This window comes from Sorangium sp. So ce204 (assembly GCF_051526795.1).
Taxonomy (GTDB): domain Bacteria; phylum Myxococcota_A; class Polyangia; order Polyangiales; family Polyangiaceae; genus Sorangium; species Sorangium cellulosum_B.
The window spans coordinates 2,139,055-2,164,678 of sequence record NZ_CP150317.1 but is presented as its reverse complement, the minus strand read 5'-3'; the positions used below and the strand labels follow the sequence as shown (position 1 = coordinate 2,164,678).

General features: G+C 70.8%; 23 protein-coding genes. 12 read left to right on the top strand and 11 right to left on the bottom strand.

The window, feature by feature from the left end:
* Nucleotides 1–321: 321 nt before the first annotated feature.
* Entirely contained in the window at nt 322–2,733 is a 2,412-nt protein-coding gene (locus tag WMF22_RS08165) for a cellulose binding domain-containing protein (RefSeq protein WP_438035385.1), read from the top strand.
* A gap of 191 nt (nt 2,734–2,924) precedes the next feature.
* Here the strand turns inward: WMF22_RS08165 and WMF22_RS08160 are convergent, their stop codons facing one another.
* The 6 genes from WMF22_RS08160 to WMF22_RS08135 all read right to left on the bottom strand — a co-directional run bounded on the left by WMF22_RS08160 (nt 2,925) and on the right by WMF22_RS08135 (nt 9,790).
* Nucleotides 2,925–3,929 carry a rhamnogalacturonan acetylesterase gene (locus WMF22_RS08160; protein ID WP_438035384.1) on the bottom strand — a complete coding sequence of 335 codons (1,005 nt, stop codon included), beginning with the start codon at nt 3,927–3,929 and terminating at the stop codon, nt 2,925–2,927.
* Between the two features lie 139 nt (nt 3,930–4,068).
* Nucleotides 4,069–4,749: a tetratricopeptide repeat protein gene (locus tag WMF22_RS08155; protein WP_438035383.1), complete on the bottom strand. Its 681-nt coding sequence runs from the start codon at nt 4,747–4,749 to the stop codon at nt 4,069–4,071.
* Nucleotides 4,746–5,372: an RNA polymerase sigma factor gene (locus tag WMF22_RS08150; protein ID WP_437298543.1), complete on the bottom strand. Its 627-nt coding sequence runs from the start codon at nt 5,370–5,372 to the stop codon at nt 4,746–4,748. The genes WMF22_RS08155 and WMF22_RS08150 overlap by 4 nt, the downstream gene beginning before the upstream one ends.
* A gap of 87 nt (nt 5,373–5,459) precedes the next feature.
* Nucleotides 5,460–6,776, bottom strand: a complete 1,317-nt coding sequence (locus WMF22_RS08145; protein WP_438035382.1) for an arabinan endo-1,5-alpha-L-arabinosidase — start codon at nt 6,774–6,776, stop codon at nt 5,460–5,462.
* Nucleotides 6,777–7,244: 468 nt separating this feature from the next.
* Nucleotides 7,245–8,735 (bottom strand): MDR family MFS transporter, encoded by a 1,491-nt coding sequence (locus WMF22_RS08140; protein WP_437298541.1) that lies wholly within the window; start codon nt 8,733–8,735, stop codon nt 7,245–7,247.
* A gap of 296 nt (nt 8,736–9,031) precedes the next feature.
* Nucleotides 9,032–9,790 (bottom strand): hypothetical protein, encoded by a 759-nt coding sequence (locus tag WMF22_RS08135; protein ID WP_438035381.1) that lies wholly within the window; start codon nt 9,788–9,790, stop codon nt 9,032–9,034.
* A 736-nt stretch (nt 9,791–10,526) separates the two neighbouring features.
* On the opposite strand from WMF22_RS08135, the gene WMF22_RS08130 reads away from it, so the two are divergent.
* Genes WMF22_RS08130 through WMF22_RS08110 form a run of 5 tightly spaced genes read left to right on the top strand, consistent with a single transcriptional unit; the run spans nt 10,527 to nt 13,880 of the window.
* Nucleotides 10,527–11,228: a TRP-like protein gene (locus WMF22_RS08130; protein ID WP_438035380.1), complete on the top strand. Its 702-nt coding sequence runs from the start codon at nt 10,527–10,529 to the stop codon at nt 11,226–11,228.
* Nucleotides 11,228–12,103 (top strand): DUF4388 domain-containing protein, encoded by an 876-nt coding sequence (locus WMF22_RS08125; RefSeq protein ID WP_157906516.1) that lies wholly within the window; start codon nt 11,228–11,230, stop codon nt 12,101–12,103. Before WMF22_RS08130 ends, WMF22_RS08125 begins: the two co-directional genes overlap by 1 nt.
* Nucleotides 12,100–12,903 carry a ParA family protein gene (locus WMF22_RS08120; RefSeq protein WP_437298537.1) on the top strand — a complete coding sequence of 268 codons (804 nt, stop codon included), beginning with the start codon at nt 12,100–12,102 and terminating at the stop codon, nt 12,901–12,903. The genes WMF22_RS08125 and WMF22_RS08120 overlap by 4 nt, the downstream gene beginning before the upstream one ends.
* Nucleotides 12,875–13,453, top strand: coding sequence for a hypothetical protein (locus WMF22_RS08115; protein ID WP_437298536.1), 579 nt, complete (start codon nt 12,875–12,877; stop codon nt 13,451–13,453). The genes WMF22_RS08120 and WMF22_RS08115 overlap by 29 nt, the downstream gene beginning before the upstream one ends.
* Before the next feature lie 52 nt (nt 13,454–13,505).
* A complete protein-coding gene (locus tag WMF22_RS08110) occupies nt 13,506–13,880 on the top strand; it encodes a hypothetical protein (RefSeq protein WP_437298535.1) in 375 nt (124 codons plus the stop codon).
* 80 nt (nt 13,881–13,960) lie between these two features.
* On the opposite strand, the gene WMF22_RS08105 is transcribed toward WMF22_RS08110, so the two are convergent.
* Complete coding sequence (locus WMF22_RS08105; RefSeq protein WP_437298534.1) at nt 13,961–14,164, bottom strand: hypothetical protein; 204 nt, start codon at nt 14,162–14,164, stop codon at nt 13,961–13,963.
* 197 nt (nt 14,165–14,361) lie between these two features.
* Here WMF22_RS08105 and WMF22_RS08100 point away from each other — a divergent pair, with 197 nt between their 5' ends.
* The 4 genes from WMF22_RS08100 (at nt 14,362) to WMF22_RS08085 (ending at nt 18,372) form a co-directional block, all read left to right on the top strand.
* A complete protein-coding gene (locus tag WMF22_RS08100) occupies nt 14,362–15,615 on the top strand; it encodes a GAF domain-containing sensor histidine kinase (protein WP_437298533.1) in 1,254 nt (417 codons plus the stop codon).
* A 95-nt stretch (nt 15,616–15,710) separates the two neighbouring features.
* Nucleotides 15,711–16,127 carry a Smr/MutS family protein gene (locus tag WMF22_RS08095; protein ID WP_438035379.1) on the top strand — a complete coding sequence of 139 codons (417 nt, stop codon included), beginning with the start codon at nt 15,711–15,713 and terminating at the stop codon, nt 16,125–16,127.
* Between the two features lie 55 nt (nt 16,128–16,182).
* Nucleotides 16,183–17,601, top strand: a complete 1,419-nt coding sequence (locus WMF22_RS08090; RefSeq protein WP_437298531.1) for a sigma 54-interacting transcriptional regulator — start codon at nt 16,183–16,185, stop codon at nt 17,599–17,601.
* 132 nt (nt 17,602–17,733) lie between these two features.
* Entirely contained in the window at nt 17,734–18,372 is a 639-nt protein-coding gene (locus tag WMF22_RS08085) for a hypothetical protein (protein ID WP_437298530.1), read from the top strand.
* Nucleotides 18,373–18,460: 88 nt separating this feature from the next.
* Here WMF22_RS08085 and WMF22_RS08080 read toward each other — a convergent pair whose 3' ends face one another.
* On the bottom strand, nt 18,461–19,846 hold the full coding sequence (locus WMF22_RS08080; protein ID WP_438035378.1) for an MATE family efflux transporter: 1,386 nt from the start codon (nt 19,844–19,846) through the stop codon (nt 18,461–18,463).
* Nucleotides 19,847–20,200: 354 nt separating this feature from the next.
* On the opposite strand from WMF22_RS08080, the gene WMF22_RS08075 reads away from it, so the two are divergent.
* Nucleotides 20,201–21,712, top strand: coding sequence for a carboxypeptidase regulatory-like domain-containing protein (locus WMF22_RS08075; protein WP_438035377.1), 1,512 nt, complete (start codon nt 20,201–20,203; stop codon nt 21,710–21,712).
* Nucleotides 21,713–22,165: 453 nt separating this feature from the next.
* On the opposite strand, the gene WMF22_RS08070 is transcribed toward WMF22_RS08075, so the two are convergent.
* Nucleotides 22,166–22,549, bottom strand: coding sequence for a hypothetical protein (locus tag WMF22_RS08070; protein WP_438035376.1), 384 nt, complete (start codon nt 22,547–22,549; stop codon nt 22,166–22,168).
* On the opposite strand from WMF22_RS08070, the gene WMF22_RS08065 reads away from it, so the two are divergent.
* A complete protein-coding gene (locus tag WMF22_RS08065; RefSeq protein WP_437298526.1) occupies nt 22,539–23,444 on the top strand; it encodes a glycoside hydrolase family 5 protein in 906 nt (301 codons plus the stop codon). The genes WMF22_RS08070 and WMF22_RS08065 overlap by 11 nt on opposite strands.
* 59 nt (nt 23,445–23,503) lie before the next feature.
* On the opposite strand, the gene WMF22_RS08060 is transcribed toward WMF22_RS08065, so the two are convergent.
* A complete protein-coding gene (locus WMF22_RS08060) occupies nt 23,504–23,689 on the bottom strand; it encodes a hypothetical protein (RefSeq protein ID WP_437298525.1) in 186 nt (61 codons plus the stop codon).
* Nucleotides 23,690–23,947: 258 nt separating this feature from the next.
* Nucleotides 23,948–25,621: an AMP-binding protein gene (locus tag WMF22_RS08055; protein ID WP_437298524.1), complete on the bottom strand. Its 1,674-nt coding sequence runs from the start codon at nt 25,619–25,621 to the stop codon at nt 23,948–23,950.
* Between the last annotated feature and the right edge of the window lie 3 nt (nt 25,622–25,624).

Here is a 25,624-nt window from a genome sequence, read left to right as displayed (position 1 = left end):
CGCGGCCAGATGCATCGCCTCATCGAGGCGATGCGCCGGGCCGTCGAGATCGCCCGGCAAGGTAACCCCGGTGGGTACCCGCCCTCGCCAGGCTCCGGCGGGACGATCACGCATTCTCGCACGCCGCAAAAACTCCCATCTGCCGAAAAACGCGGGGGGTGCGCTGCTTTGGTGACTGGCTCCGAGCGGCTCGGGCAACCAAGGAGGTCATTCATTGATCCTCGGTCTCCGAGCGTCACCGGCCGCAGGGCCGCCGGCGCTGGAGGCCGAGGACCTTTCGCGGATCGCCTCGCGTTCCGCGTGCTCTGAAAGGAACTTTCCATGCGAACTTGCTTGTCGGCGGCGACCGCCGCCGCCCTCGTGGTCCTCGGAGCGTGCGTCGTGGAGGACGCCTACGGGCCGGAAGAGGGGCTCGAGCAACAGGAAGCCTGGGACCAGCCGCTGGCGGGCGAGGGGCTGACCGCCACGCTGACGGTCGCGTCGGACTGGGGGACCGGGTACTGCGCGGACGTCGCCATCCGGAACACGGGGACCACGACGACGACGAGCTGGCGGATCACCACGAACCTGAACGGCTCCACGCTCGCGAACGCGTGGAACGCCACCACGAGCGTGAGCGGGCCGCAGCTGGTCGCCACCCCCGCAGCGCACAACGCGACCCTGGCGGCGGGCGCATCGACGAGCTTCGGGTTCTGCGCCAACGCGAGCGGCGCCTCGCAGCGCCCAGCGCTCACCAGCGTGACGGCGGGCGGGTCCGGCAGCAGCAGCAGCGCCAGCAGCAGCAGCAGCTCCAGTAGCAGCAGCGCCAGCAGCACCAGCGCCACCACCGGCAGCGGCGGCTCCGGCGGCGCGGGCGGCTCCGGCGGCGCGGGCGGCTCCGGCGGCGCGGGCGGCTCCGGCGGCAGCGGCGGCGCCACCCCGACCGGGCATTACCAGATGGAGGACCTCGACCGCGGGGTGGTCGCCGTCAAGGTCTCGAACGGCGTCTACGTCGGATGGCGGATGTTCGGTTACGAGTACGACGCGGCCAACCCGGGCGCGATCTCGTACGATGTGTACCGCAACGGCACGCGCATCGCGAACGTCACGAACAGCACCAACACCCTCGATACCGCCGGCACCAGCTCGTCGGCCTACACGGTCCGGGCCGTCGTCGGCGGCGTCGCACAGGCCGCCTCCCCCGCCGCCGCCACCTGGGGCCAGAGCTACCTCCGCATCCCCCTCACGGCCCCCGCGGGCGGAACGACTCCATCGAAGTGCGATAACGCCGGCGAGAGCTACTCGTACTCCGCGAACGACGCGAGCGTCGGAGACGTCGACGGCGACGGGCAGTACGAGATCATCCTCAAGTGGGATCCCTCGAACGCCAAGGACAACTCCCAGGCCGGCTGCACGGGGCCTGTTTACCTCGACGCCTACAAGCTCGACGGCAAGCGCCTCTTCCGCATCGACCTCGGGAGGAACATCCGGGCGGGCGCGCACTACACGCAGTTCGTCGTGTACGACTTCGACGGCGACGGCAACGCGGAGATCGCGGTGAAGACCGCTCCAGGCACGCGCGACGGCGCGGGCGCCTACCTCAGCCGAGGTCCCGCGGCCTCCGACGACGACGCGGCGGACTACAGGAACGCCGCCGGCTACGTGCTCACCGGCCCCGAGTACCTGACGGTGTTCAGCGGCGCGAGCGGCGCGGAGCTCGCGACCGTCGCCTTCGACGTGGCCCGCGGGACGGTCTCGTCGTGGGGGGACTCGTACGGCAACCGGGTCGATCGGTTCCTCGCGAGCGCGGCGTTCGTGAGCGACCTCGGGGCAGGCCAGGACGCGAGCGGCAAGCCGGCGATCCTGATGGCCCGCGGCTACTACACGCGAGCCACCGTGACGGCCTGGAGCTTCCGCGGCGGCAAGCTCACCCAGATCTGGAAGGCCGACAGCAACGCGAACACCGCCTACACGGGCCAGGGCGCCCACTCGATGGTCGTGGCCGACGTCGACGCCGACGGGGCGCAGGAGGTCATCTACGGGGCCTCGACGATCGACAGCAACGGCACCCGGAAGTGCTCGACGGCGCTCGGGCACGGCGACGCGCTGCACGTCAGCGACTTCATCCTCTCACGCCCGGGGCTCGAGGTGTTCATGCCGCACGAGGACGGCACCAAGCCGACCTACGACATCCACGACGCGAACTCCTGCGCGATCCTCAAGCAGGGCCCCGTCACGGGGGCCGACACCGGGCGCGGCGTGGCGGGCGACGTGCTCGCGAGCAACGCCGGCGCGGAGATGTGGACCAACTCCACGGGAGGGCTCCTGTCCGCGACCAGCGGGTCGAACGTCGGGAGCCAGCCCGCGTCGGCCAACTTCCTGATCTGGTGGGACGCAGACGAGCTGCGCGAGCTGCAGAACAACACGTCGATCACCAAGTACGGCGGCGGCTCGCTCCTCAGCTGCAGCCAGTGCGCCTCGAACAACGGCACGAAGTCGACGCCGGCGCTCACGGCCGACCTGCTCGGCGACTGGCGCGAGGAGATCGTGTGGCGCGAGTCCGACAGTTCGGCGCTGCGGCTGTACACGACGACGAACGTGACGACGCGCCGGCTCTACACGCTGATGCACGACCCCCAGTACCGCATGCAGGTCAGCTCGGAGCAGACCGCCTACAACCAGCCGCCTCACCCGAGCTTCCACATCGGCGGCGGAATGGCGGCGCCCCCCAGGCCGGACATCCACGTGAAGTGACGCCGACGCCCTGACCAGTTCCCTCGTTCTGCTGGCACTTTTATCAAGAGAAGAGATTGAACAGGGAGGCGGGGAGGCGGGGAGGTCCATGGGATTTTACTCCCCGTCTCCCCGCCTCCCTGTGAATTTTTCTGAAATTAGAGAGGATGCTTCAGGTTGATGCCGCGAGCTCGACAGGCGCGTCGGTCCCGTCACTTCCGGTACTGCGCGAGCGTCAGGCCGGCGTCCGCAGTGCCGTCGGCCACCAGGCCCGCCATGACCCGGGCGCCGGTCTCGTTGAAGTGGGTGGCGTCGACCGATTTGTCCGCCCGGACGAGGAAGAAGTCCTCGCCCGCCGCCACGCATCCGATCGAGTTCAGGTGGGCGAGCGTCTTCGCGTTGAGATCGATGACGGCCACGTCGAGCTCGTCTCCGAGCTCCCGCATCGCCTGTGAATGGGCGCTCAGGCCGTTGCCGAATTCGTGGCTGTCCCCGGAGCACGATCGCCGCGGGGGCGGGGTGACAAGCACCGGCGTCGCGGAGCGCGCCTGCGCGCCCGTGATGTACCGCTCGAGGTACGATTTGAAGTCCGTCGCGGGGTCCAGGTAATAGGGGATGGTCTCGCCGTCGTGCTCGTACGTCGCGGTCTTGTTGCTGTCGTTCGTGCCGAACTGCACAAGGAAGTAGTCTCCGCGCTGGATGTCCTCGAGGACGTCGTCGAGGCGGCCCTCATCGATGTACCGGCGCGCCGTCCGGCCGCCGATGGCCCGGTTGTCGACGCGCACCCGCTCGTCGAAGAACTCCCCCAGCATCTGGCCCCAGCCCGCCTGGTGAAGTGCGCTGTTCACGTAGGTCTGAACGGTCGAGTCGCCGGCGATGTACACAGTGACGTCCGGCAGCTCGGCGCTCCCGCCGCCGCCTTCCGAGCCGCCTGAAGCGCTCGTCGTCCCTCCGGCCGCGCCTCCGCCGCCACCCTCTCCCGCGCCGCCCACCCCCGCGGCGCTGGAGCCGGAAGCGCTGCTCGCGCCGCCCGCACCGCTGCTGGCGCTCGTGCTTGCGCCGGTGCTGGCGCTGCTACCGCCGCCACCGCCGCTGCCTGTGGTCTGCGCGGCGGGGTGATCGTCGGGGTCTCCCGAGCTGCAACCCCCGGACGCGAGGCCGATGCCGGCGGCGAAAGAATGAAGCACGACGGTCATGAAGAGAGGTCGAATTCGCATGACGAGCTCCTGCAGGAAAACAGTGCACGATGAGCACGCGTCGGGTGCGTGCCCGGAGGGACGTAGATGGCCAACGTGGGTGAAGACAGCGCGACGCGAACGCCGGGGCCCGAACCCGAGCCAGATCGGCGCCCCGTGATCACCCTCCGAGCTCGGCGAGACGGCGGCGGGCGTGCTCGACGTACGGCGAGCCCGGGTGCTCCCGGAGCAGGCGCCGCCAGGCCTGCGCCTCGTCGCCGGCGCGCCCGAGCGCCCGCAGGGCGCGCCCGCGGCCATAGAGCGCCTCGACCGCGAGCGGGCGCGGGCCGGCGACGCCGAGGTACCGGTCGAACTGCGCGAGCGCCGCGGCAGGCGAGCCGTCGTGGAGGAGCAGGCCGCCCAGCGACACGAGGGAGAGCGTGGCCTCGGGCGACGACGCGAACCCCCTCTGGAGCGCGCGGTAGAGCTCGATGGCGCGCCGGGAACGGCCGGCGCGCCGCGCGTCGTTGGCCTCCCGGAACAGCCGCTCCGCCGTCGAGGCGGTCGGAGAAGCGCCCGGCGAGGACGCCGCCGCGGCGTAGAGCCAGGCGCTCCGCGCCGGCGCTCCCTCGCACGGCAGGTCGATCACGGCCCCGCCGATCGCGGCGTTCACGATGCGCGCGAGGAGCTCTGCGTCCCCGGGCTCCGCCGCCCCCGCGGCGTCGAAGTCCAGCGCGAGCACCCAGCTCATCCGGCACGACGCGCAGGTGCCGAGGTGGGCGTCGAGGGCGAGCCGGTCCGGCTCCGTCGCGACGCCGCGGCGCACCCGCGTGAGGAGCTCGCTCCGACAGCCGGCGGTCACGTCTCCTTCCCCCGGAAGAGCTCGGCCAGCTTCGCGTTGTTGGCGAGCGCGCGCCGCAGCGCCTCCTTGCCGAGCCGGAGCCGACTCCAGACGGTGTTCGGAGAGACGCGGGCGTGCGCCGCGATCTCGTCGACCGTGTAGCCAAGCACGAAATGGAGGGCCAGCGCCTCCGCGGTCGCCTCGGGCATCCTGTCGAGCACCTCGAGCACCATCTTACGCCGCCGGCTCGAGACCGCCTCGGCGAACGGCGACGCGCCGCTCTCGTCCGGGGCCACGTCGATCGGCGCGCCCGGCTCGTCGAAGCGCGCGCGCGCGCTGAGGCGCCGGCGCGCGCCGAGCGCGGTCATCACGGCGATCCGGTTGGCGAAGTGGAGCACGGTGCACTCCGCGCGAAAGGACGGCAGCGCCTGGAGCAGCGCGAGCACGGCCTCCTGGGTCACGTCCTCGACGTCGGGGTGATGCGGGCCGAGCACCTTCCGCACGCCCCGCAACATGGCGCCGCCGAGCTCGGTGATGAGCGTGCGGATCGCCGCCGGATCGCGCCCCGCGGCGGCGCGCGCGAGCCCGAGCAGCTCGTCCGCCCGCGGAGGCGCTCCCTCCGGCGGCGCGAGGAGGTCAGTCACGGGCTTTCGCCTTCTGGCGACGAGGGTGGAATCCATGAGTCCCGATCGTCAGGGCGCGCAGCGCGGAGCCCGGCGGCGGTGGCGCGACTAGGGCCCTCCGGAGCGCGGAAAGCCGTCGGTGTCCCACGCCAGATCGGAGATCCGCAGCGTGGGGGCGCCGTTCGATTGCGCGTCGTAGGCGTGATAGACGTTGTAAGAGCGATCGCCGGAGAACAGCACGGCGTTGTGCCCGGGCCCCCGCCAGCGGGAGCCTCCTTCCACGAGGATGCTGCCGCCGCCGGACATCATCGGTATCCCCTTCTTGTCGACGTACGGGCCTGTGATGCTCTTCGAACGACCGACGGCGATCTTGTACGTGCTGTCCGTCCCACGGCAGCAGGCGTCGAACGAGACGAACAGGTAATAGAAGCCGCAGCGCCGGACGATGAAGGGCGCCTCGAGCGCCCCGCGGGCGTCGGGGCGGGCGGCGAGGGCGTGGAGCTCCCCGTCGGCCCGCTCCCCCGACGGGGCGAGCTTCACCATCTTGATACCGCCCCAGAAGCTCCCGAACACGAGCCACGGCGTCCCTTCTTCATCCATCGCGACGTTGGGATCGATCGCGTTCCAGTCGTCCCGCGCCCCGCCGTCGTTGGAGCAGATGGCGGCGCCGCGGTCCGTCCAGGGACCTGCCGAGTCGAGCGATGCCTTCGTCGCGTGCCCGATGCACGACCGGTTGCTGCCGAACGTGGAGGCGGAGTAGTAGAGATGGTAGGTGTCCCCGAAGCGCGAGATATCGGGCGCCCACAGGTCGGTCACGCCCGGGACCTTCTCTTCCAGCCAGGCGGGCTTCGCGTCGAACACCCGACCGGCGGCCTGCCACGCGGTGAGGTTCGACGAGATCTTCATCGGGAGCCTGTCCCCCGTCTGGAACAGGTAGTACCGGTCGCCCGCCTGGATGATGGCCGGATCGTGGGTCCCCAGGTTCCCGGACAGGGGCAGCGCCTCTGGCGGGCTCGCCGGGTCGTAGAGGGCATCGGCGCACCTGTCCGCGGCCCCTCCCGCGCCGCCGCCCCCGCCAGCGCCGCCGCTCCCGCCGGCGCCGCCGCTCCCGCCGGCGCCGCCGCTGTCTCCGGCGCCGCCGCTGCCGCCCGCGCCGCCGCTCCCGGCGCCACCCACCCCGGCCGTCGCGCTCGGATGGCCTCCCGCGCCGCTGCTCGCCGTGGTGGCGGAAGCGGTGGTCGTGGCGCCGCCGCCGGTGGCGCCGCTGTCCTGGCCGCCTGAGCCGGAGCTCTGCGCCGAGGTCTCCGTGCTGCAGCCCGCGAGCGTTGCGGAGACGCCGATCAGGAGGCTCCACGTGGGCGCGGACACCCGTCGTCGCCGCGACCGGTAAAGCGTGAGACGCATCTTGAACTCCTGAGGATCCATGGGCGGATCATCCGTCGATGTGCTGGCCATGGGGTCGGCTCGATGTCCTCCGGGACGAGCCGTCCCGCGCTCCCACGTGGGCCGGAGCGCCCACGATCCATCATGGGTTGCTCGAGCTCCTCGTGGGGCGTCAAAAACCGTCTTCGAAGAAATTTTACATCGAGACGGCGATGCCACGACGCATCGTGCGACGCGCCGAGCTTCGTAGATGTCGGCCACCCCGCTCCGCGTCGACGCGAAGAACAGGACGGCCCCGTCGGGCGAGAGGGATGGATCGGTGTCGCGCTCTGCGGGAAGGCTCAGCGGCTCACCGAGCGACTCCGCCTCTTCGAAGGCCGCGTCGGTCGACGGCCGTCGCGCCCCAGGACAGGTCTCCTCCGCCCTCGTGGATCGATCGGAGCAGGATCTGGCGGCCCTCGTCGAACACGCTGGATCGAGCCCCGTCCCCGGCGACGCGGGCGGGCCGCCTCAGCCGACGCCGGCCTCGCTCGGCGGCGCGACGGCCGCGTCTCCTCCATCGGCCTGGAGCGGCACGCGGGGGAACCACAGCGCCGCGATGAAGCCGGTGACGCCCATCGCCGCGATGATCCAGAACACCGTCGTGAGGCCGGACGTGAGCGCCTCCCCGAGGTGCTGGAGGATCGACGGATCGAGGTCGCGCGCCCCCTCCGCCGTCAGGAGCCGGCTCGCGGCGTCCGCGGGGATCGACGGGTCCTTCGCGAGCTGGGCCGTCAGGACGCCGCCCATGATGCCCACCGCCACGACGCCGCCGAGCAGCCGCGAGAACATCGTGCTCGCGGTGGCGATCCCCCGCTGATCCCACGCGACGCTGCTCTGCACGGCGATGAGCAGCGCGACGTTGGACAGCCCCATGCCCACGCCGAAGACAAGCGTCGTCGCGCGGAGCATCAGCGGCGTGTCGTGCGCCCCGCCGAGCGCGAGCGCGAGCCCCGCCGTCGCCGTGACGCCGAGGCCGATCCAGATGAGCGGGCGGAACCCGACCCGGGGGATGAGCCGCCCGCCGATCGCGCTCGCGACCGGCCAGCCGATGAGCATCGGCGCGATGGCGCTGCCTGCGTCGGTGGGGGTGCCGCGGAGCACGCCCTGCACGAAGAGCGGCACGAACGTGATCGTGCCCATCATCGCGCCGCCGAGGATCGCGCCGGCCACGTTGGAGATGAGCATCACCGGGCGCCGGAAGAGCGGCAGCGGGATCATCGGCTCGGGGGCCCGGCGCTCGACCGCGAAGAACGCGGCGAACAGCGCCGCCGACGCGACCGCCGCGAGCAGCGTCGTCTCCCCGCCGAGCCTCCCCGTGGCGAGCAGCAGCGCGACAACGCCGGCGGACAGGAGCGCCGCGCCGAGGAAATCGAGCTCATGAGGCCGCCTGTCGATGCGCTCGTGGAACGAGGTCGCCACGAGCGCGACGGACGCGGCGCCGAACGGGATGTTGATGTAGAAGACCCAGCGCCAGGAGAAGTAGTGCACGATGAGCCCGCCCACCATCGGGCCGATGATGCCGAACAGCCCCCAGGCGGCCCCGAAGACGCCCTGGATCCGCGCGCGCTCCTTGAGATCGAAGATGTCGCCCGAGATGGTCATCGCCATCGGCTGCATCGCCCCGGCGCCGGCCCCCTGGAGGGCGCGGAAGGCGATGAGCTGCGGCATCGTCTGCGCCGCGCCGCTGGCGATCGAGCCGAGCAGGAAGACGGCGATACCGAAGAGCATGATCGGCTTGCGGCCGTAGATGTCCGACAGCTTGCCGCAGATGGGCACCAGCACGGACGAGGTGAGCAGGTAGGCGGTGGTGACCCAGGCGTACTGCTGAATCCCCCCGAGATCGCCGATCACGGTGGGCATGGCGGTGGCGACGACGGTCGATTCGAGGGCGGCCATGGCGAGGGCCAGGATCAGCCCGGCGACGGTGAGGGCGCGGTGGGTCTTGCGTTCTGAGGCCATGCGGGCCGTGGGGATGTGGTGTGGATGAGCCGTCGCGGCAAGCGGGGCGCAGCGCCGCGCGCCGGGGCGGAAGGCGCGGAAGGCGCGGCGAGCGCGCCGTGAGGCCACCCGCCGCCGGGAGGTGACCGTCGTGGATCCGCGCCGCGCGGGGATACCGCCGCTCGCGCGGTCGGCGACCGCTGTCGGGGCGAGATGTGCGTCAGCGTCTTGTGCAGAGAGCTCGTCGCATGACGAGCGCCCGGGGGCGGGTCCCGGAGAGGGGGCGGTGCGACGGGAGAGGCTTCAGCCGCGCTGCTTCACGCGGCGAGCACCGACGACCGGGTCATCACCTGGCTCACGCCGTCCGTCTCGGGGTCGGCCACGGGGGCGCTCACGGGGTGCGCGAGGGCATAGCGCAAGAGCTCGTGTGTCCACGGCTCGAATATCGCGTACACCTCGTCCGCGAGCGCGATGTACCGCGCGCGCGTCTCGGCGTCGAGCGGGATGCGCGCGAGCTCGGCGTGATCGGCGTTCACCGCGTGGCCCGACTCGCGCTCGAAATGGAACGAGCCGCAGTAGCGCAGCTGCGTGTCGAGGCGCTCCTCAAGGGCCTCCGCCAGGGGAAGCATCGCCCCGAAGAGCACGTTGCCGGTCTCTTCGATCGCCTCGATGATGACGAGCCGCTCGAGGCCAGTCGTGCCCTTGATGAGCGCGGTGAGCCGCGCGGTGAGGATCCGGTTCTGTATCGTCTCCTCACCCCAGAGGAAGTTCAGCAGGTCCGTGCTCCGGCCCTCGACGTCGTAGCCGAGCTTGGACAGATCCTCCAGGTACCACGGCCAGTGATGGTCGTCCTCGCGTGTGTGGGCGTTGACCATCTCTTGATATTTGTCCGCGGCGTGCTCCTCCCGTAGTACGAATTTGTTCAGATCACCGAAGCTCAGGATGAAGTACGCCATGCATGGATAGAACGCGAGCCGCTCGCTCGGATCGAGCAGTTCGTTACGCATGTGCTCGAACAGGGGTAGACGAGCGTATGCCTGCTTCTTCTCGAAGATGTGCCGCAAGACCTGCCGCATGAGCGATCTCCTTTTCGGCTGTGGGGTGTCAGTTGGTTGAACAATCCCTCTGTTTACGTGAACCAAGCGCCGTGAGCGCCCCGAGAGGCCTCAAGACAAGATCACGGCGCACCGAGCATGGACGCTGCTGCTGGACCTCACCTCGGTTGAAATCCTGCGCTCTCCCCTCGCGCTTCATTCCGAGCTTGATTACTGGAATTTTCCACCAACCACCTCAGACGTTTCTGCAACGCTGCGGGGTGCGTCCAGCCGGTGCATCCACTGTAGCGCACGCCCGGCGTAAGTTGCACCCACAATCTTGGGATCACCATTCAAATTTGAAACGGCGGCCGGTGGGCGAACCGGCGCTGGGGTGCGACACGGCTTGCGACGTTCGCGATTGGCTGGCGATTGATCCTGCGAGACGCCCGAGAGCAGGTGGCGACTCAATGGGCCGAATGTGGAAGCGGGCCGCGGTCATTGCCTCGTCCCATGTCTCTCCGGCCTTCACATGGGGCGCATGTCGCGGCTCCACAGTGTTCTGGCGGGGTGCTGGCTGGTCCCACACACGCGTACCTGAACGATGGCGAGCCGGTATCCACGGCGCCGACCGAGGACGGCCGCCGCAAAGGTGCTGCCAAACAGCTTGAATGCCGGCGGTCGAGGCATGTAACTTGCCGGTTGTGCCGTGAAAGACCAACTCGACTCAGCTCTGATGGTGGAACCCGAGAGCCGCGCGGTCCCGAAGAGCGCGCCCATGCGGGCGGAGATCGTGCGGCTGGTCCGTGAGAAGCGCTACGAGGAGGCGCTGGCTGTGCTGTACCGGGCGCGCGCGGAGGCGCCCGGCGATCGCGAGCTGCAGGCGAGCATCGAGCGGATCAAAGAGTTCCTCGCCGGCGCCTACGCCAAGCGGCTCGGCGGCCTCGATCAGGTGGCGGGGCCCATCCCGGTGTCGGCGGGTCGCTCGCCCGACGCGCTCCTGGTGGCGCGGTACATCGACGGCGCCTCGACGTTCGACGACATCATTCAAATGTGCCCGCTCGGGCGGCTCCGCACGCTGCAGGTGCTGGTCGGCCTCTACACGGGGAGGGAGGTGGCGTCGCCGTTCAGCGACCGGCCGTCGGTCTCCTTCCGGCCGCAGCTGGACACGCTGCCGTCCGAGGCCGGCGCCGATCCGGGGCCGCCGACCATGCCGGCGCGCGGTCTGGAGCGGCGCTCGCCGGAAGCTCCCCCCGCGAGCGCGCCGGTTCCCCCCGCGAGCGCGCCGTTCACGCCGCGGGTGTACGAGACCGAGGAGGATCGGCTCTACCGCGAGGCGTTCGCCCGCGGCACCGCCGCGTTCGTGCAGCGCCGCTACGACGCTGCGGTCGAGGCGTTCGAGGCGTGCGCGCGCATGCGCCCGGGCGATACGGCGTCGTCGGTCATGCTGCGCCGAGTGCGGCGCGACACCGGAGGCTGATGGCCATCGTCGTGGTCGCTGTTCCCGATCTGCGCGAGCGCATGCGGTGCATCCGCGTCATCGCCGGGCAGGCGCCGGTGAGCGCCCTCGGCGCCGCGACCTGGGAGGAGCTCGATCAAGCCCTCGACGGCGTGCAGAGCGCGGAGCTCATCATCTATGCGCCGTCGCTCCCGGGTGGGCCGGAGGACGCCGTCGCGCAGCTCCTCCGCCGCACGGCGCGGCTGGTGCTCGCCGTCAACGACGGCGTCGAGGTCCCGGGCGCGGCGAGCGCCACGCGGGTGACGTGGCCCATCGCCGAGGAGACGCTCATCCTCATGGCGCACGCCGCGGGCGCCCAGTCGGCGCCGATCGGGATGAACTTCGTGCCCGTCGACTTCTTGCAGATGATCTGCATGTCCGGCGAGTCGCACGTCCTCGTCGTCAGCAACGCGAGCGCCGACGTGGGCCTGATCGAGGTGCGGCGCGGCCAGGTGTGGACGGCGTTCGACGGTCTCGGCGTGGGCGAGGAGGCGTTCGCGCGGCTCATCCGCCCCGAGATGCGCGTGCGCGTCACCCCGGCCGTCGGCTCGACGAAGGAGCGCACCATCTTCAAGGATCTGGCGGAGCTGGTGCTCGACTCGCTGCGCCGGATCGACGAAGGCAGCGTGGAGGCGCCGCCGCCGATCTCGTCGAGGCGGATCGAGATCGCGCTCATCTCGCCGGAGCAGCGCGCGGCCCGCATCAAGCAGCTCAACGCCGACGCGCGGCGCCTCTTGATGGAACGCAGCTACAGCGAGGCGGCCTGCGTCCTCATCGACCTCTCGACCCTCGACCCCGCGTCCAGCCTCGTGCGCGCTAACCTGGAACAGCTACGCAAGCTCGGATACCCAAGATGACCCGATCCATCGCATTCGCCAGCCTCAAGGGCGGAGTGGGAAAGACCACCGTGGCGCTCAACTGCGCCTTCGCCTTCGCGCGCCGAGGCGCGCGGACCCTGCTCGTCGACACGGATCTGCAGGGCGCCATCGGCATGTCGCTCGACGGCGTCAGCGACCGGCCCGGCCTCGCCGCGAACCTCGCGCGAGGCGGCCCCCCGCTCGAGGGCCTGGTGAAGACCCGGCTCCCGGAGCTCTGCCTCTTGCCCATGGGCCCCGTCGACGCGCTCGATGAGGATCGCTTCGCCATCAACGCGCGCGAGGCCAACATCGTGGGGCGCATCCTGGAGCACAGCCAGCGCGACTTCGACCTCGTCCTCTTCGACACGCCGGCCGGGCTCGGCGGGATGTCGCGCATCGCGCTGGAAGAGGTGGACAGCGTCATCGCCGTCGCGCAATGCGAGCCGCTCGCGCTGCGGGCCATGCCCCGGCTGCTCGAGCTCCTGGCGCGGCTCCGCGACATCGGCTCCGCCTGCTCCCTGCTCGGCGTGGTCGGCACCATGAGCTCGTTCCGCGATCCGGTGCTCTTGGCCTCGCTGGAGGAGCTGTGGTCCCTCTACCGCGATCAGGTCTTCGACACCGCGGTCCCGCGCGACAGCACGTTCCTCCAGGCGAGCCGCGCGGGCGTGCCGCTCGGCCTGCTCAGCCGCCGCCCTCCGGCGGTCTCCGCGGTGTTCGACAAGCTGGTGGCCGAGATCGAGGAGCGCCTGGGCGCCGATGCAGGAGGCGAGGATGACGGTCCGATCCGTCTCGTGGACTGACGCGCAGCGGGTGACCTCGCTCCTCGCGCGGGTGACCGCGACGCGGTCGCGGGAGCCCGCGACGCTCGTGACCGCCATGGGGGCAGCGCGCGCCGGCGCGCCGGGGAAGGCGGCGCCCGTGCCGGCGAAGGCCGCGCCCAAGGAGGTGAAGGAGGTGAAGGAGGTGAAGGAGGTGCCGCGCCTCGTTCAGACCTCCGACAACCCGGCCGATCGGCTCGACGTGCTCGTCGCCTGGACGCTCGATCACCACCCGTGCGTGGGCGCCTTCGTGGCCGACGACAACGGCCTCACGCTGGCGGCGCACGGCATCTCCGAGGCGCACGTGTCCCTCGTGGGGCCGCTGCTCTCGGCGCTGGTCGGCGTCCGCAGCATCCCCGGCGTCGACGCCACGGCGGGCGCGCTCTGGCTGGGCGCGCAGATGATGTCCTGGGTCGAGGCGCGCACGGCGCGCGGCGGCTTCTGCCTCGGCACCGTGGGCGACGAGGCTCTCTCCACGCGGTCGTTCGAGCAGCTGAAGGAGGCGCTCGCGACGACCTTGCGCGGGCTGTAGTACATCCGGTTTTTCAATGCGGGCGCGCGCGCCCAGGAGCGACGGAAGCACGATGATCGACACCAAAGTCCTCGAGGCCGCAGTCCATGATCTCCGCAACATCCTCCGCGACGGGCTGCTGGCCACCGACATCTGGGAACGCTCGGCGGGCCTGTCGCTCGCCGGCTTCAACCAGCAACCGGTGGCGGTGGCCCTCTTCACGCGCATCACCGAGGAGCTGGACAGCTCGCTGCGCGACTCGAACTTCCCTCCGCTAGGGCGGTATTACCTGCTCGACATGGCGGGCAACCACACCGTGGTGGTGCTCAACCACGGGACGCTGCTCCAGGGCATGCTGGTGGACAACAAGCGGGCGAACCTGGGGATCCTCATCTCCGTGGCCATCCCGCGCATGATCGAGACCATTGCGCACGCGAGCGCGCACTGAGCTGCCCGGCACCCCTCACCCGCCTCGGCGCCGCCGCCTGAAAGAGCGACGCCATCAACAACTTATTCAAAAGACCTCCTTCACGCCACGGCGAGCCGCGTCGCCCGCCGCGCCGTGGCCCTGGCGCCGCACACCTCCTCGCGCACCCCGATGGACGTCTGCGTGAGGCCGCCGGACAGGGCGCCGTCGTCGCTGATGCACGAGGTCTGGTTACCAGCACGACCTTGCCTCGAAGGGCCGCCGGCGTGCGCGCATCGGACCGCGCGCGTCGTTCCATCCGACATGCCGCGCGCGCCCGCCCGGGCTCGTCCGTGTCGCCGGTCGCTCGCGTGGATTTGCGCCGGAGCGGCATCCAGCGCCGCGCACATCTACCGATCGGGCGACAGCGTCGTCATAACGACCCAATCCACCGTTTACCGCCGGCTCGCGCGTCCGCCGCCGAGCGAACGGCGTCGAGCGGATCACGGAGCGAGAAAGCAGCATGTCCGGAAAGGAAGCCTCCTCGAAGGAAGGCAGGCTGATATCGACACTCCAGCGCTTGCTCGAGCTGCCGGCGGCCGATCTGAGGCAGTCGCTCAACCAGGCGAGTGACCTCCTCGCCGGCGCGCTCTGCGCCGACAAGATCGACATCTTCCTCTTCGACCCCAGCAGGAACACGCTGCATGCCCTGGGGACGAGCAAGACGCCCATGGGCCGGCTCCAGCGGTCGCTCGGGCTCGACATCCACCCGGTCGCGAACGGCGGGTCGATCGCCCGTGTCTTCACGACCGGCGATCCCCATATCACCGGGCATTCGGAGCAGGAGCCCGGCGAGCTGCCCGGCCTGGTCCACGAGCTCGGCGTGCGGTCGCACATGGCGGTCCGGCTCGTCGTCGACGGCGAGCGGCGCGGCGTCGTCTCCGCTCACTCCGCCGCGCCGGAGTTCTTCTCGGACGAGGATCTCCGCTTCCTCGGCGCGGTCGCGCACTGGATCGGCGCCCTGACGCACCGGGCGGAGCTCGTCGAGCAGGTCACCTCCGCCGCGCTCGCGCAAGGCAGGCGCCAGGCCGCGGAGGAGCTCATCACCGTGCTGGCGCACGATCTGCGAAACCACCTGACCCCGCTCATGGGCCGCCTTGGTCTGCTCCACCGGCGCGCGGCGCTCGCCGGCCGGGTCGACGACGTGCGCGACGCCGACCGGGCGACCGAGTCGGTCGCCCGGCTCGGCCAGCTCATCTCGGATCTGCTGGACGTGGGGCGCATCGAGCAGGGCCTCTTCGAGATCGCGCCTGCGCCCATGGACCTCGTCTCGCTGGCGCGGGACATCGCCGTTGCGCTCGGGACACCCAGCGTCGAGATCCGCGTCGAGGGCCCGCGGGAGCTCGTCGTCGTGGCGGACAGGGACCGCCTCCGCCAGGCCCTGGAGAACCTCGTCAGCAACGCGATCAAGCACTCGCCCCCGGGAAAGGGGGTCCTCATCACGCTCACCAGCGAGCTGATCAAGGGGTCGGAGCACGCCCACGTCGACGTCGTCGACCGCGGACCCGGCGTGCCGCCGGAGATCCTTCCCCGCATCTTCGACCGCTTCGTCACGGACGGCTATGCGTCCGGGATGGGCCTCGGGCTGTACCTGGCGAGCAGGATCGCCGCCGCCCACGGGGCCACGTTGGCCGTGAGCTCCCCTCCCGGGAGCGGCGCGACGTTCCGACTGAGCTTGCCTGCGAGCGGGCCGCCCGTTCGTGGGGACGACCTGTGATCCCGCTGCGGTAGCGGCGCAAGCGCCCCGCGCGCCGTCAGGCGCGGCGCTCCGGCCGCGGTGGCGGGCGCCGCCGGCTCGGCTACACCGCGCGGATGCTCCGCCGGCTCCGCGAATGGCTCGACAGCGCGCTCTCGCCCCGCGCGCCCGCGCCCCCCGATCTGGCCGGGCTCGACGCGCCCGGGGCCGGGCCGCCCGAAGGAGCGCCCGAGCCGCCCGGCGACGACGGCGTCGTTGTCATGCCGATCGAGGACGCGATCGACCTGCACACGTTCGCCCCGCGCGACGTCGCCTCCGTTGTCGAGGAGTACCTCCACGAGGCGCAGCTGCGCGGGTTCCGCGAGGTGCGCGTCATCCACGGCCGCGGCAAGGGCGTGCAGCGCCGCGTCGTCCAGGCCGTCCTCTCGCGCCACCCGGCCGTCGACGGCTTCCGCGACGCCCCGGCCTCCCGCGGCGGGTGGGGGGCCACCGTCGTGTGGCTCAAGCCGGCGGGCGGCGACCGCTCGCCCTGAGCCGCCGGCAGGGCCGCCTCTGGACGAGCACGGGCTCGCGCGTAAGATGGCGCGCATGCCGCGCCCCCCCGCCACGCCCGACGACCCCGGCCCGCCGAGCCTCGCGGCCTCCACGGAGCCCCGCATGGCGAAGGGCGAGGTGCTCGCGGTGCCCCGGATCGAGCTGTGCGTCGAGCGCGAGGCGGGCAAGCCCGCGAGCCGGGTCATGGTGCTCGACGGCGATTTCATCCGCATCGGCTCCCACCAGAGCAACGACCTGGTGCTCGCCGACCGCGCCGTCTCCCGCTTCCACTGCATCCTCGAGCGCGTGAAGTCCACGTTCCGGCTGACGGACGTCGGCTCGCTCAACGGGACGACCATCGCCGGCGTCCGCGTGCGGGACGCCGACGCCATCCTGCCGGAGTGCCGCATCGAGCTCGGCGAGTCGGTCGTGCGCATCCGCGACGCCGACGCCGTCGCCGAGACCGAGCTCGCGCGCGCGGTCAGCTTCGGGGCGCTCCAGGGCGTGTCGGTCCCCATGCGGCGCCTCTTCCCCGTCCTCGATCGCGTGGCGAAGAGCGCGCCCGACGTGCTGATCGAGGGCGAGAACGGCACGGGCAAGGAGGTCATCGCCACCGAGCTCGTCCAGCGCGGCGCCCGCGCCGACAAGCCGCTCGTCATCGTCGACTGCGGCGCCATCTCGCCGAGCCTCATCGAGAGCGAGCTGTTCGGCCACGTGCGCGGCTCGTTCACGGGCGCCACGCGCGACCGCGCCGGCGCCTTCGAGGAGGCCGACGGCGGCACCGTCTTCCTCGACGAGATCGGCGAGCTGCCGCTGGAGATGCAGCCGAAGCTCCTCCGCGCCCTCGCCTCGCGCGAGGTGCGCAGGCTCGGCGAGAGCCGGGTGCGCAAGGTCGATATCCGGGTGATCGCCGCCACGAACCGGCGCCTGGAGCGCGAGGTGAACAGCGGCAGGTTCCGCGAGGACCTCTATTACCGCCTCTCGGTGCTCACCGTGCGCGTCCCGCCGCTGCGGGAGCGCAAGGAGGACATCGGCCTCCTCGTCCACTGCTTCCTGAACGAGCTCGGCGCCGTCGACAAGGTGCACCTCTTCCCCCCCGAGGTCATCGAGGACATGAAGCGTTACGACTGGCCCGGCAACGTGCGAGAGCTGAGGAACTACGTCGAGCGCCGCGTCGTGCTCGGCGAGGGCGCCGCCATGGGGGCGGCGGCGCCGCCCGAGCGCAGCTCAGCGCCGCAGGGCGCCGCGCCGCCGGGCGCCGCGCCCGAGGAGCCCGCCGCGAACATCGAGATGCCCTTCAAGGAGGCGAAGGACGCGATCATCGACCAGTTCGAGCGGCGCTACCTCGCCGCCCTGCTGGAGTGGTCGAACGGCAACGTGAGCCGCGCCGCGCGCAAAGCAGGGCTCGACCGGATGTACCTCCACCGCCTCCTCCAGCGCCACGGGCTGCGCCGCGCCGCCGCCCTCGACTGAGCCGCGCGCGAACGGGCCACCTCCCGCGCCGGGCCGCATCGGGGCCAGCCCGAGGCCACCCCCCTGCGATAGAAAAGGGCGCAGCGGTGCTGCACATGTCACAGTCGCGTCGCAATGGCGCGATCCGTCCGTGTGCGCAACCTCGCAAAATCTCTGAATATTTCAGAAACCGATCTGCTCCTCTGGCTCGCGGAGCATGCGCCAGCGACGGAGCTCCGCCACCCCGCGGACTTCCTCCCGGCTGAGCTCGCGGGCCAGGCGCAGCAGGCGCTCGGCCGCCCCCGGCCGTCGGCGCCGGCGGAGGAGCGGGTCGAGCGCCGCTGCGCCGAGTGTGTGAAGCTGCCGCCGAAGTCCGGGCTCCGCGTGGTCGAGGTCGGCGCCGACGCCGTCTGCGACCTCTGCGGCAGCTCGGCGAACAAGCGGGCAGCGCTCGCGATGATCGGCGCGTTCCACGCGCGCGGGTTGCGGAGGCTGCTCGTGGTCGGCGGCGGGCCAGGCACGTCCGAGGACCTGCGGCAGCTGCTCGCGGGCGAGGTCGAGATACGCATCGTGGACGGAGAGGGTCACCGCAATGCGGCGAAGGCCGACGCCGATCTCCGCTGGGCCGACGTTGTCGCGGTCTGGAGCTCGACGATCCTCTCGCACAAGGTGTCGAAGCTCTACACCGATCAGCGCGCCAGCTTCCGCGACAAGCTCGTCACCGTCCCGAGGCGCGGCGTGGCCGCGCTGTGCATGGCCGTCACCGAGAAGGTGAACACGCCGGCGGGATGAGCGGCGCCCGGCCTCCCCGGCCGCCTTCCGCCGGGTGGCGCTTCACCCTTGCTCGGGGCGGTCGGTCAGCCAGCGCCAGCGCGAGCGCTCACGCGGGGCGGCTGCTCAGTCGCACCCGGCGGAAGGTGCGCCGCGCGTGGGGCACCCAGCCGTGGAAGTGCCAGCGCGCGGCCATGACCAGCCCGCGGACCCACTCGTCGGCGGCGTAGGCGACCCAGACGCCGGCGAGCCCCCAGCCGAGGTGGACGCCGAGCAGCCAGGACAGCCCGACGGCCACGGCGAACATCGAGAAGACGCCGAACCCGACGGGAAAGCGGGCGTCGCCGGTGGCGCGGAGCCCGTTGATGACGACCAGGTTGAGCGTGCGGCCCGGCTCGACGAGGAGGGTCAGCCACAGCAGCCGGGAGCCGGTGGCGATCACCTCGGGATCGCGCGAGAAGAGGCCGAGCAGGTGGGGGCCGAGCAGCGCGGTGGCGAGCACCAGGCTCACGCACACGCAGAACCCGATCGCCAGGCCGCCGCGCACCAGCCGATCGGCGCCCTGCAGATCGCCGGCGCCGATGTGGTGCCCGACCACGATCTCGGTCCCGAAGCCGATCGCCATGCCGAACAGGAGCAGAAAGTGCATGATCTGCATCGTGTACGTATGGGTGGTGAGCGCCGTCTGCCCCATGTTGGCGACCATCGCGAGGATGATCATGAAGCTGATGCGATAGACCACGTTCTCGCCCGCCCCCGGCAGGCCGATGTGCAGCATCTCGCGGAGGCGATCGGGGCGAATGCGCCAGAAATCCTCGAAGGTCGGGCGGATGCCGAGGCGCGAGATCCAGAGCTGCCGGTGCATCCAGAACGAGAGCGCGCGCCCGACCACCGCGGCGAGCGCGAGCCCCATCATGCCGAGCCCCGGAGCCCCGGCGACACCGAACATGAGCGGCAGGCTGAGCGCGAGCTGCACCACGTACATGACGACGATGAGGCGCAGCGTGTCGCGGGTGTGGGTGTGTGCGCGCAGCACCGAGCCCATCGAGAAATTCACCGCGTCGAACGCCAGCATCACGCCGACGGCGATCAGGTAAGGCTCCGCGATCGGGAACAGGGAAGGCGGCAGGCGCATCAGCTCGAGCAGCGGCCTCGCGCCGATCGCGATGACGGCGAAGCTGAAGACGCCGAGCCAGAGATTGGCCGCGAGCGACGCCCGCGCGACCTGCTCCGCCCCGGCGCGGTCCCGCGCGCCGAGATACTGGGTGACCACCACGCTCGCGCCGACGCTGACGAAGCGAAAGGTGATCATGAAGGTCAACATGATCTGGTTGGACAGCCCGTACGCGGCGGCGGCCTCGTCCGAGAGGCGGCTGACCAGCCATACGCCGAACACACCGACGAGCATGTGCAGCAGGTTCTCGCTGAAGATGGGCCAGGTGATCTCCAGCAAACGCGGGCGAGGGAGAGCGGGGGCAGGTAGGACCGATTGCAAAGCGCCGCATCCTACTCTGCCGAGGGGCATCTCGCCATGACGGAACACGGCCACGCGGGGCGCGGTGGTACGCGGAACGAAGGTTGGCGCCGCTGTCGCCTGTCTCCTCACGGTCCGCTCGATCGCACGCGCACGGAAACCTGGCGAGGCAGAGCGGAACCGAGCGAATGACACCCGACTGCCCCGCGCCGCCCCCGGCGGCGCAGACGGAGAGGAGGGCTCCCGTCAATGCACGCAGGAGCGTGTTCTCGCTCGCATCCTTGCATGGTTGTCCCTTCCCGTATCCGCGCGGTTCGATTACTCTTGGAATGGGCGGAACAGGGCACATTCGCCTCTGTGCGCCTGGAGGATCGAATGGGCATAGTGCACGGCAGCGCCCGATGGCTCCTGGCCGCGGCGGCCATGGCCCCGGCTGTCGCTGGCGGATGCTCCTGCGGCGATTCCGGCGGGACGATCGGCGCCACGTCCGGCGGCGGAGCCGACCAGAGCGCGGGGGGCGGCGGCTCCGGGGGAATCCCCTTCCTGGCGGGGAGCGGCGGGTCAGGGGGAATCCCCTTCCTGGCGGGGAGCGGCGGGTCAGGGGTCACGAGCGGCGGGTGCGAAGGGCTCGAGTGCCAGCAGATCGCCTGTCCAGCCGGCGGCACGACCACCGTGAGCGGCACCGTGTACGAGCCTGCGGGCAGACTCCCGCTGTACAACGTCACGGTGTACATCCCGAACAGGGAGCTTGAGCCCATCACCGACGGGGCGAGCTGCGATCGGTGCGATGTGACGCTCTCCGGCGATCCGATCGCGACCGCGCTGACGGACACGCACGGGAGATTCGTGCTGGAGGACGTGCCCGTCGGGGTGGATATCCCGCTGGTCGTCCAGCTCGGCAAATGGCGGCGCCAGATCACGCTGCCGAAGGTCGAGGGGTGCGTCGACAACCCGACCGTGGACAGGACGGTCCGCCTGCCGCGCAGCAAGGCGGAGGGCCACCTCCCGAAGATCGCGCTGACGACCGGCGGCTCGGACGTGCTGGAGTGCCTGCTGTACAAGATGGGAATCGACGCGTCGGAGTTCACGCCGGAGGCGGGCGACGGGCGGGTGAACCTGTTCGCCGGGCGCGCCATCGAGGGCGACAGCGCGACGAGCAGGTACCGGGACGGCCTGAACGACGGCGCCCCCTTCTCCCGCGCGCGGGAGTTCTGGGGCTCGCTCGACACCCTGCGTCGATACGACATGGTGATCCTGTCGTGCGAAGGCTCCGAGTTCGAGGACGACAAGCCGGAGGCCGCGCTGCGAGCGATGTTCGACTACGCCTCCGCGGGAGGCCGCGTGTTCGCGTCGCACTGGCACAACACCTGGCTCCGCCTCGGGCCGGAGCGGTTCCCGGAGACGGCCGAATGGGACGAGGAGAGCGATCCCGACGACGGGCTCCCCGTGCTCGTCGACACCACGTTCCCGAAGGGCCTGGCGCTCCGGGACTGGCTCGCCAACGTGGGCGCGTCGACCGTGCCCGGGCAGATCGAGATCGACGATCCGCAGCACTGGGTCGACTCGGTGAACGAGGAGATCGCGACACGGTGGCTCTACAACGAGGCCAACACCGATTTCGACGCGCCCGCGGGGGTCAAATACTTCACCTTCAACACGCCCATCGGCGCGCCGGAAGAGGCGCAGTGCGGCAGGTTCGTGTACACGGACATCCACGTGGCGGCGAGCGACGTCGCCGGGGCGCCGTTCCCGAGCGGCTGTGAAGACCGCGACGGGGCGATGCATGAGCTGACCGCCCAGGAGAAGGCGCTGCTCTTCATGCTGTTCGACCTGTCCGCCTGCATCGCGCCGGACGACGAGCCGCCGCCAGTGCCGGTGCCGACGTGACGAGCGCCTCGACGGCGCGGCGAGACAAACCGGGCGCGGCGCTCGAGGCGTGACATCCCGGGAGCGGTCGCTCGCAATTTCCTGAGCAATATTGACGCCCTGCGCATGGATAGGCGGTTGCCCAGGGTGGTCACCCGACCACCAAGGGGAACACCGTAGCCTGCGTGGACCCGCGCGGCACAGCCCCCCGCACAGACCGGAGACGCAGCGCAGCAGCGTCCGCATCACGGGCTCCGCCAACTGGCATATTTTTTGCGAAATTTCTGTTGCCTGCACACCACGGCTCCCTCAGATCGGCGCCCGTGAAGGCTTCGCCTCACGGTCTCGCTGGAGACCACCGGCCACAGTTGTAACCTGCGCGCAGAAATACTGTATTTTGCCATACAAACGGCGTGGATTTCATCCCTTGATCAGAGGCACGCAGAGGGCTTGCCATGGCGCTGAACTGCCCTTCTAATGCCGCGCCATCCGGATACTTCTCTTGGAGGACATGATGAAAAGAGTTTTGCTTCGCGGTGTGCTTGGCAGGTCGAAGTGGTCATTCGGCCTCGCGGTGGTTGCGTTGCAAGCCACCGTGCTGATCGGCTGCGGTGACGCGGGGACGGACGACGGCGTGGGCGGCGTGGGCGGCGTGGGCGGCGCGGGCGGCGCGGGCGGCGGCGGGGCGACCTCCGCGAGCGTGACGACCTCGAGCGCCTCGACGACCTCCGTGGGCGCGACGACCTCGAGCGCCTCGACGACCTCCGCGAGCGCGACGACCTCGAGCGCCTCGACGACCTCGGCGACGACATCGGCCTCGTCCACGACGAGCGCGAGCACCGGGGGGGTGGTGCCCACGGACGGCACGCCGGTCGAGCGTCATGGCCGGCTCCGGGTCATGAACGGCAACATCGTCGGCGAGCACGGGTCCCCGGTCCAGCTCAAGGGCATGAGCCTGTTCTGGAGCCAGTGGAGCAACTACTACAACGGCAATGTCGTCAACTCGCTCGCGGACAACTGGGAGTCGACCGTCGTCCGCGCCGCCATGGGCATCGAGGGCGAAGACGGGTACCTCCAGGACGCGGGCGCCCAGAAGGCCAAGGCGAAGACCATCGCCGACGCGGCGATCGCGAAGGGCATCTACGTCATCCTCGACTGGCACGATCACAACGCGCACCAGCACCTGGACCAGGCGAGGAGCTACTTCCGCGAGGTGGCGCAGGCCTACAAGAACACGCCCAACGTCATCTTCGAGGTCTTCAACGAGCCCCTCAACACGAACACCTGGCCCGCGGTGAAGTCCTACGCCGAGGCGGTGATCTCCGAGATCCGCGGCCAGGGCGCGAACAACCTGGTCATCGTCGGCTCGCCGAACTGGTCGCAGGACGTCGACATCGCCGCGGACAATCCCCTCAGCGATCAGAACGTGGCGTACACCCTCCACTTCTACGCCAACACGCACAAGGCGTCGCTGCGCGACAAGGCCCAGAAGGCCATCAACAAGAAGCTGGCGCTGTTCGTGACCGAGTGGGGGACCTGCTCCGCCGACGGCAACGGCCAGCTCAACCTCGGCGAGTCGCAGACCTGGCTCGACTTCCTTGACTCGCACAACATCAGCTGGGCCAACTGGTCGCTTGGCGACAAGGCCGAGGCGTGCTCCGCGCTCAGGCCCAACGCAAACCAGATGGGCAACTGGAACGACAACGACCTCACCGAGTCGGGCAGGTGGGTGAAGGGGAAGATCGCAGAGTGATCCCCTTGCGGGTCACCGGCCGCTCGCGCCGGTGACCCGGCCCCGACCGAGGGCGCCGCTCACCCGTGCGCTCGTTTGCTCTCCACGGACAGGGGCCGCCCCGCACAGAAGGGGCATTGTTCGTCCGAGCACCAGTCGTCGTCCTCGAGGCCGAGCATCCGGAGCTGCTCCAGCTCCCACGCGCGCGCCTCGGGCGAAAGCGGGGCGGGACAGGTGGACTCGTGGTCTCGCAGGCTGCTCAACATGGACGGTCCCGTTCGGTTGTGCTCCGGAGAGCGATTCCGGGATCTATCGCGCACCGCCCTGCAGCGCCCGCGAAATCGGCCGATCCGCGCCGCGTCCTCCTACATCCGAACGTTTACGTGGTCGTAGTCGTTTACGTGGTCGTGGTCGTCAACGATAGGCCGTGAACGACCACGTCCACGTAAACGTTCACGTTCACGTTCACGTTCACGTTCACACTCACGTTGGTGACGGATGGTGGGGTGGAGGCGGCGCGCTCTTCAGCGGAGCGCCCCGGCGCGGAGCCGCTCGGCGACCTCCCGGCGTCGCAGCTTGCCGCTCGTCGTCTTGGGCAGCTCGCCCGGCGGAACCAGGACGACCTGGTCCACCGTGACGCCGTTCGCCCGCAGCGCCTCCCGCACGCGCTCCACGAGGCCGGCGTGCTCGGACGCCTCGGCGCGCGTCTCGGCCACCACATAGACCGACTCGGTCTGGCGCTCCTCGACGAACAGCCCGACGGCGACAACGCACCCGGCCCGGATCCCGTCGACCCGGGAGGCGATCTCCTCGATCACGGCGGGGATCATCGTGTGACCCCCCTTGATGATCACCTCCTTCTTCCGGCCGGTGACGAACAGCGTCCCGCGATCGATGAACCCGAGATCGCCCGTGCGCAGCCACCCGCCCACGAGCGCCTCGGCGGTCGCCTCGGGCTCGTTGAAATAGCCCTCCATCACCGTCTCCGAGCGCACCTCGATCTCCCCCACCGTGCGCTCCGGGACGGGGCTTCGCTGGGCGTCCACGATCCGGATCTCCGTGTGCGGGATCGGCCTGCCGACGCCGGCGAGCTCCAGCGACAGGGGGCCAGGCGCGGCCTCCTCGACGCGGCCCTCGCGCTCCAGGAGGCCGCGATCCACCGTGAGGGCGCGCGGCTCGGCGTAGAGATCGGGGAAGGTCACGGCGACCGTCGCCTCGGCCAGCCCGTAGACGGGGAAGAACGCCTCGACGCGGAAGCCGCAGGGCGCGAACGCCTCGGCGAAGCGGCGGAGCAAGGCGGGGGAGATCGGCTCGGCGCCGATCATCGCGCACCGCCACGCGCCGAGATCGAGGCCCGCCTCGACGGCGCGGCGGGCGAGGCCGATGCAGATGGCATAGGCGCTCGGCGGCCCGAGCGAGATGACACCCCGGATGCTCGACATCTCCGCGAGCCACGAGAAAGGCCGCGTCCGGAACTCGAGCGGCGAGAGCATGTGAACGGGGAAATCGTTGAAGAGCGGGAAGAGCAGCCCGCCGACGAGGCCCATGTCGTGGTGGAGCGGCAGCCACGAGACGCCCCCCGCGCCCTCGCCGCGCACCGGGAGCCGCTGGCTCATCGCATCGAGGTGCAGCATCAGCCGCTCGTGCGGGATCACCACGCCGCGCGGGTGCCCGGTGCTGCCGCTCGTGAGCTGGATGAGCGCGGGCCCGGGCGCGCGCTCCGGATCGGGCAGCGAGCCCGTGAGGGGCGCGTCGAGCAGCGGCTCGGCGGCGAGCTGGAGGAGGCCGTCCGCCCCCTCTTCGCCCTGCGCGAAGCCGAGCAGCGCGGACGAGACGACGAGCGCGCGCGCGCCGACGCGGGCGGCCGTCCTCCGGAGCTCGCCGAGGAACGCCGCCACGTCCGTGAGCCGGTACGGCACCCCGACCTGGATCGGCACCGCGCCGAGCACCCAGACGCCGAAGAGGCACGGCACCGCCACCTCCACGTCCGTCACGAGCAAGAGCACGCGATCGCCCGGGCGCACCCCCGCCGCGAGCAGGCCCGACGCCGCCGCGCGCGCGCGGCGCCAGTACTCCGCCCACGACCACCCGACGAACTCGCCCTGCTGCTTGTGATAGAATCCGAATCGATCCGGAGTCGCCTCGGCCCGCGCCCTGAGCAGGCCCGCGACCGTCCGCGCAGAGAGTCCTCGGCTCACGGC